At 44.5% G+C, this 6,698-nt stretch carries 5 protein-coding genes, 6 tRNA genes and 1 rRNA gene; 9 read left to right on the forward strand and 3 right to left on the reverse strand.

Translation table 11 applies throughout. The features are described from left to right. The first annotated feature begins 84 nt into the window (after positions 1–84). The 3 genes from rrf to GXP65_RS24315 all read left to right on the forward strand — a co-directional run bounded on the left by rrf (position 85) and on the right by GXP65_RS24315 (position 454). A 5S ribosomal RNA gene (rrf, locus tag GXP65_RS24305) occupies positions 85–201 on the forward strand. 31 nt (positions 202–232) lie between these two features. Next, positions 233–309 (forward strand) — tRNA-Asp (locus GXP65_RS24310). 68 nt (positions 310–377) lie between these two features. After that, a tRNA-Trp gene (locus GXP65_RS24315) sits at positions 378–454 on the forward strand. A gap of 578 nt (positions 455–1,032) precedes the next feature. Here GXP65_RS24315 and pssA read toward each other — a convergent pair. Then, on the reverse strand, positions 1,033–2,373 hold the full coding sequence (gene pssA, locus GXP65_RS24320; protein ID WP_162093918.1) for a CDP-diacylglycerol--serine O-phosphatidyltransferase: 1,341 nt from the start codon (positions 2,371–2,373) through the stop codon (positions 1,033–1,035). A gap of 71 nt (positions 2,374–2,444) precedes the next feature. After that, complete coding sequence (locus tag GXP65_RS24325; RefSeq protein ID WP_162093919.1) at positions 2,445–2,876, reverse strand: GNAT family N-acetyltransferase; 432 nt, start codon at positions 2,874–2,876, stop codon at positions 2,445–2,447. 101 nt (positions 2,877–2,977) lie between these two features. On the opposite strand from GXP65_RS24325, the gene murB reads away from it, so the two are divergent. After that, a complete protein-coding gene (gene murB / locus GXP65_RS24330) occupies positions 2,978–4,021 on the forward strand; it encodes a UDP-N-acetylmuramate dehydrogenase (RefSeq protein WP_162093920.1) in 1,044 nt (347 codons plus the stop codon). Beyond that, positions 4,018–4,983, forward strand: coding sequence for a bifunctional biotin--[acetyl-CoA-carboxylase] ligase/biotin operon repressor BirA (birA, locus tag GXP65_RS24335; protein WP_122020125.1), 966 nt, complete (start codon positions 4,018–4,020; stop codon positions 4,981–4,983). The genes murB and birA overlap by 4 nt, the downstream gene beginning before the upstream one ends. Before the next feature lie 16 nt (positions 4,984–4,999). On the opposite strand, the gene coaA is transcribed toward birA, so the two are convergent. Beyond that, complete coding sequence (gene coaA / locus GXP65_RS24340; protein WP_038893024.1) at positions 5,000–5,923, reverse strand: type I pantothenate kinase; 924 nt, start codon at positions 5,921–5,923, stop codon at positions 5,000–5,002. 206 nt (positions 5,924–6,129) lie between these two features. Here coaA and GXP65_RS24345 point away from each other — a divergent pair. The 4 genes from GXP65_RS24345 to GXP65_RS24360 all read left to right on the forward strand — a co-directional run bounded on the left by GXP65_RS24345 (position 6,130) and on the right by GXP65_RS24360 (position 6,541). Further along, positions 6,130–6,205: transfer RNA gene (locus GXP65_RS24345), tRNA-Thr, on the forward strand. Between the two features lie 52 nt (positions 6,206–6,257). Further along, a tRNA-Tyr gene (locus GXP65_RS24350) sits at positions 6,258–6,342 on the forward strand. A 35-nt stretch (positions 6,343–6,377) separates the two neighbouring features. Further along, a tRNA-Gly gene (locus GXP65_RS24355) sits at positions 6,378–6,452 on the forward strand. A 13-nt stretch (positions 6,453–6,465) separates the two neighbouring features. Continuing rightward, positions 6,466–6,541: transfer RNA gene (locus GXP65_RS24360), tRNA-Thr, on the forward strand. Positions 6,542–6,698 lie beyond the last annotated feature (157 nt).

Genomic DNA, 6,698 nt, shown 5'->3' on the forward strand with positions numbered 1-6,698 from the left:
CACCCAAGGGGTTTTGATGGACTCAAAGCAAGAACGAATTGAATGTGTAAGAACTAAAAACAGCTTTCCGAATTAAAGAATTTGCTTGGCGACCATAGCGATTTGGACCCACCTGACTTCCATTCCGAACTCAGAAGTGAAACGAATTAGCGCCGATGGTAGTGTGGGGCTTCCCCATGTGAGAGTAGGACATCGCCAGGCTTTAAATTTAGACTTTAGGTCTAACCAGTGCGGAGCGGTAGTTCAGTTGGTTAGAATACCGGCCTGTCACGCCGGGGGTCGCGGGTTCGAGTCCCGTCCGCTCCGCCACTTATTTCAAAGACCTCGCTTTTGCGAGGTTTTTTTGAATCTACAATGTGATAAACTGTAGTTTCTACAGGGGTGTAGCTCCAATTGGCAGAGCAGCGGATTCCAAATCCGCGTGTTGGGAGTTCGAATCTCTCCACCCCTGCCATATTCAAGGCTCTAGTCGAAAGACTAGAGCCTTTTTCGTATTTGTATCTTAAGGCCAAAGCAGTGGATTCCCCTGATACTCCAAAACAGCGCGTGTTGGAAGTTGGGGTGCCAGCTCAGTCGAACCTCTGGAACGCCAGCCCGGTCCACTCCTGCGATATTTAAGGCTCTAGCAGAAATGCTAGAGTCTTTTTCGTATATGAAGAAAAGAATACCAGTCTAGTTGAAAGTGCATCTGATTCCCCTAAACCCAAAATAGCGCATGCTGGAAATGTGAATCCCAAGGGGAAAGGGTTTTGTTCATACCCTAATATTCACCCCTTCGAGGAGAAGTATCGACTCAGGGGAGACACTGAAAGCCTTCTTATTTACTCGATCTAGCTATTTCCCTCTAAAGTAATCCAACGTTATTGCCTTATGAGCCATTAGAGGGGATGTCATAGGGGGAGTTTGTTTATTCGGATCTTATAGACCTTGTTATTCTCTGCGAGTTTTAGTTGCCCTTACCTCCCAAGCTACCAGTAATAAAAAAGCCCAGTACTTTCATACTGGGCTTCGTTATGACTTTAGCTAGACTTCTTAAAGAATACGTTTAAGTACCCCATCAGCTTTGATTCGAGTGATCTTGCGAACTAACTTCTGAACACTTACCGGGTAGTCTTCTACTTTTTCTAGCTGCTTGTAGGTGCAAATAAGCTGAGTATGTTCAAGAATGTTTGCCACTTCTTGTTCAAACTTATCTGTCATCTTGGCGTAGTTATCTTGTACCAATAGACCATTTTCTAGATCCAGTGACCATGCACGAGGGTTCAAGTTATTACCAGTCATCAGCATGTAGCGCTTATCTACCCAAATGCCTTTTAGGTGGAAACTGTTGTTATCGTGCTTCCAAAGGTGAATAGATAGCTTACGAGCAGCAATGCTGGCTTCATTCGCTTTAGCGAAACGACGTAAGTTGAGTTCGTATAGATATGGTAAGCCACCAATAGTCTTAAACTCTTCTTCAGGGGAGATGTAGAAGTCGTTAGCAGTTTTGTCACCAACCACTATTGTTACTTTTACGCCTCGTTTCATTGCACGTTTTACTTCACGATTAATTGCTTTCGGGAAGTTAAAGTAAGGAGTGCAGATAAAGATTTCGTTCTGAGCAGCAGCAAGTAGCTTAACGATTTGTTGGTTGAGTAAATTACGACGTTTACCTAAACCGACTAATGGCGTCACCTTCACTTCTTCTTCGCTAGCAATTTCTGGTTCAAACTCATAGTTTGCACGTGCAAGTGAAGAGCGAAGTTGGCGAATGTCAGCTTTGATTTCTTTGGTTTCAGGTTTATCTTTGCCTGCTAAGTCGTTGACTGCAGGATGAGCGATCATTTCGTCTTGAATGAACCTCACCATAGAGTCTGCTAACGTTTTATGCTGAATGACATGGTAGCGGTCGAAACGGTAACGATCGTTGTACTGAAGGTATACGTTGTTAAGGCTTGCACCACTGTAGATCACGGTGTCATCTACGATAAAACCTTTAAGATGCAGCACACCAAACACTTCTCTACCACGCACTGGAATACCGTAGACAGGAATAGAATGTTGATATTTCTTTGTGAAGGCTTTGTACAGTGCAGCATTACCTTCTGACGACTCTGCGCCAATGAGACCACGTTGCGCTCGGTGCCAATCTACACAGATATTGATGTCCAATCCAGGATTGCGCTGCTTCGCTTCATAGAGCGCTGTGAAAATTTCACGGCCAGCTTCATCATCTTCCAGATATAGAGCGACTAGGTAAATTCGCGACGTTGCTTTGCTGATCGCTTCAAGAAGACGAGTTCTGAAAGTATCTGCTGCATGCAGAACTTCAAAGTCTTCAGGCTTAACTGCGAGACTTGGCAACTGTTCGAATGGGTTCCTACTTACTATCATACCGGTGTGAGTACCTTAATTAAGTGCAATATTGCGAACCTGACATTTTACCAAAGATATGATTTCTCTGGCTACAAAACCACACCCTTTGAGGTGTGAGAAGTAATGAATTGCATTGGAATGAGATCTTTACCACTCTCTACATAACGCAAATAAGCCATTTTTAATGAATTGGGAAGCTCTGTGCTCTCGATGGTTTTGAATCCATGTTGTGCGTAATAGTTTTCTAAATGGATAAAAGCAAAGCAATAGTCGCCATCATTGAAAACTTTGCTTGTGCAATGTTCAAGCAGCGCCCCTCCCACACCTGTCCCCCTATATTCCGGCACAACGAGCATACCGGTTAGTAGCCGTGACTTCTCTACCGTCTTCATTCTTAACAAAGCGACGATACTGTTGTCGATACTGGCTGTAATGATTAGCTCGTCTCGTTTTGCCCGTCCTGCGGGATAATGGGCTTTATACAACCTCTTAATAAGAGGAAGTTTGATTGGATTTAACACTTCTATGATTAATGAGCTAGGTATTGTCACTGCGGCTAAAAGATAACTAATGTAGAATGTTCACAGTTTAAGAGAATCTCATCAGGCGTTGCAAATCCACTATGGAAATTAAGAAACACGCGAGCCTTAAGGCTTTCCACACATTTGGTATCGAACAAACCTGTGCGTACCTGGCGATTGTTGAGTCAGTAGAGGACGTAAGACAACTTTTCCAAGACCAAGCTTATCAAGACATACCCAAGCTCTTTCTGGGGAAGGGCAGTAACATGCTGTTTACTCAACCTTATGAAGGTATGGTGATCATCAACCGTTTAATGGGTAAAACGGTCACTGAAACCGACGAGCATTACTTACTACACGTTGAAGGTGGGGAAGATTGGCCGAGTTTGGTTGCGTGGAGTGTTGAGCAGGGCATGGGGGGGATGGAGAATCTCGCTCTTATTCCTGGGTGTGCGGGTTCTGCTCCTATCCAAAACATTGGAGCTTATGGCTTAGAGTTACAGAGCATTTGTGAGTACGTGGACATTCTTGACCTTCACAGCTTTGAAACAAGGCGAATGACCGCTAACGAGTGCCAGTTTGGTTATCGTGATTCTATCTTCAAGCACGAACTGTATGAAAAGTGCTTTATCACTGCGGTTGGTCTGAAATTGCCGAAGCGGTGGCAGGCGATCAATCAATATGGCCCTTTGCAGAGTATTCCAGAGGATGAGTTAACTCCTCTCGCTATCTTTGAACGTGTTTGCCAAGTGCGTATGGAAAAGCTGCCTGATCCGGCGAAAGTCGGCAATGCGGGCAGTTTCTTCAAAAACCCTGTGATCAGCCAAGATCATTATGATCGCCTAATTCAGCAGCACAGCAATATGGTGGCTTACCCAGCACAGGGCGGAATGAAGGTCGCAGCGGGATGGTTAATAGACCAATGTGGTCTTAAGGGTATATCGGTCAATGGTGCTCAAGTCAATCCACTGCAAGCTTTGGTGTTGACTAATGTTGATAACTGCAGTGCTGATGATGTGGTCGACTTAGCGTCTCTGGTGAAAAAGACCGTTTGGGATAAATACCAGATTGAACTTGAACACGAAGTTCGTTTTATGAATAACAAAGGTGAAACCAATCTAGCTGAGATTGAGGCTAAACGATGAGAAAGGAACACTCTGTAAAGCTGCATATTCTCAAGTCCCTCAGCGATGGAGGTTTTCATTCTGGAGAAGGCTTGGGGCAAGAACTTGGGATTTCTCGAGCTGCGATTGCTAAGCACATTAAAGGGCTTAATGACTGGGGTGTTGATATATACCGTATCCAAGGACGTGGTTATCAGTTAGCACAACCTTTGCAGTTACTCGACGAACAGAAACTTCAAGCTCAACTGGATACTCCTCTCGAGCTTATTTCCGTGATCGACTCCACTAACCAATATCTACTCGATCGAGTCAATGACTCTGTGAAAGGGCGAGTCTGCCTAGCAGAATATCAGGCGAAGGGGCGAGGGCGACGTGGTCGTCAATGGGTATCGCCTTTTGGTACAAACTTATACTTATCCATGTACTGGCGTTTGGATGCTGGTATGGCAGCGGCTATGGGGTTGAGCTTGGTTGTTGGCATTGCCGCTGTGGAAGCTATCGAAGAGTTGGGTATTCAAGGCGTTAAACTCAAATGGCCGAACGATATCTACTACCAGGATAAAAAGCTCGCGGGTATCTTAGTGGAAATGTCTGGGCAAGCAGGCGGTGCAGCGCATCTGGTTATTGGTATGGGGCTTAATATTGGTATGCCAGACTTGCAGCCGGACATTGATCAGCCTTGGACAACTTTAAATCAAGTTAGTGATGGTTTTAGTATCGACAGAAATGACCTGGCGCTCAAGTTCATCAAACATTGGAAGATGGCATTAGAAGAATACGAGATGACGGGATTGGCCGGTTTTGTTGAACGTTGGAATCGTTTAGATAATTTTATTGGTCGCCCTGTGAAGTTACTAATGGGCCCAAGAGAAGTGCATGGCGTTGTGAAAGGCATTGACCAACAAGGCGGTGTTGTTCTAGAAACCGAGAATGGATTGGAGACCTACATTGGTGGTGAGATCTCCTTAAGAAAAACGGAATAGAGCGATCAAGCTAGCATTACTTTCTCAGTGATACTTTATCAACCAAGTGGCTTGGTCCTTTGTGTAAGATAAGATGGGCTCTTTCTCGAGTGGGAAGAATATTATGCTCTAAATTGAGTCCATTAATATCATGCCAAATTTGCTTTGCCTTACTCTTTGCTTCTTCCACTGAGAGCTGAGTGTAATGACTAAAGTACGAGCCAGGCTTGGTAAATGCCCCTCTACGAAACTTCAAGAAGCGCTCTACATACCATTGCTCGATGGTTTCGGTTTCCGCATCCACATAAATAGAGAAATCAAGAAAGTCTGAGACAAACACACGATGAGGATCATGCGGGTAGTCCATACCGCTCTGTAGGACATTTAATCCCTCGATAATAAGTACATCAGGGCGATCTACTTTCTTGCGCTCTTCAGTGATGTCATAAGTAATGTGTGAATAAACCGGGACTTCTAAATTCGGCTGACCGGCTTTTACATCGGAAACGAATTCGACCAAGCGTTTAATGTCGTAAGACTCCGGGAAGCCTTTACGATGCATGATACCTTTCTCTTCCAATACCTTCTTTGGGTATAAGAAACCATCCGTTGTTACAAGTGCAACTTTTGGGTGGTTCTCCCAACGTGATAGCAAAGCCTCTAGCAGTCGCGCGGTCGTACTCTTACCAACTGCTACACTGCCTGCGATACCAATAACAAAGGGTGGGGCATGTTCTTCTGTGTTGAGAAATTGCTGAAGTACCGAGTTGCGGCTTTGGCGAGCCTGAACGTACAGATTTAAAAGGCGAGACAAAGGAAGGTAGATCTCTACCGCTTCCTCCATAGTGAGGTTTTCATTAATGCCTTGAAGCGCAGTTAAATCATCTTCAGATAGTGTCATTGGAACAGAATTACGCAATTCTGCCCATTCGGCACGGTCAAATGACAAAAATGGACTCATGGGTCTCTTTTATCCTTGGTTTCATAGAGAGCAAGAACATACAACAAGCTCCGTGCAAAGCAAACGACAAAGCTCGAAAGTTTGCTTTAAAAAGCGAGGTTTGTATGATTTTGCAGCAATTGATTCTAAAAAGTCTAATTTTACGTTTTTTTTTGAAATAGCTATTGCAACCTAGAAAATCATTCAATAGAATGCGCACCACTTATGCCGACTTAGCTCAGTAGGTAGAGCAACTGACTTGTAATCAGTAGGTCACCAGTTCGATTCCGGTAGTCGGCACCATTCTTTCCTGTTTCTTAGAGAAACAATTGTAGTAAGAATGGCTTGAAATTTTGGAGGGGTTCCCGAGTGGCCAAAGGGAGCAGACTGTAAATCTGCCGGCACTGCCTTCGATGGTTCGAATCCGTCCCCCTCCACCATATTCTTTAGGAAATAGCTCTCAGAGTTACGTGTTGCGGGCATCGTATAATGGCTATTACCTCAGCCTTCCAAGCTGATGATGCGGGTTCGATTCCCGCTGCCCGCTCCACTCTAATTTGAGTGCTGATATAGCTCAGGTGGTAGAGCGCATCCTTGGTAAGGATGAGGTCGGCAGTTCGAGTCTGCCTATCAGCACCAGCTCTCAAAGTTATTTCCTTTTGATATAAGATTTACCAATTATCTTTTTTGGTTGCGTGGTCAATTCGGGCCACCTAAATCCGTACCTAGAGGGACTACTCATGTCTAAAGAAAAATTTGAACGTGTAAAACCGCACGTAAACGTTGGTACTATCGG

Source organism: Vibrio sp. LB10LO1 (genome assembly GCF_010092875.1).
Classification (GTDB): domain Bacteria; phylum Pseudomonadota; class Gammaproteobacteria; order Enterobacterales; family Vibrionaceae; genus Vibrio; species Vibrio campbellii.

Coding starts and splice junctions, on each gene's coding strand:
- coaA (WP_038893024.1), bottom strand. CDS start 5,923: ATGAGTCCATTTTTGTCATTTGACCGTGCCGAATGGGCAGAATTGCGT.
- pssA (WP_162093918.1), bottom strand. CDS start 2,373: ATGATAGTAAGTAGGAACCCATTCGAACAGTTGCCAAGTCTCGCAGTT.
- birA (WP_122020125.1), top strand. CDS start 4,018: ATGAGAAAGGAACACTCTGTAAAGCTGCATATTCTCAAGTCCCTCAGC.
- murB (WP_162093920.1), top strand. CDS start 2,978: ATGGAAATTAAGAAACACGCGAGCCTTAAGGCTTTCCACACATTTGGT.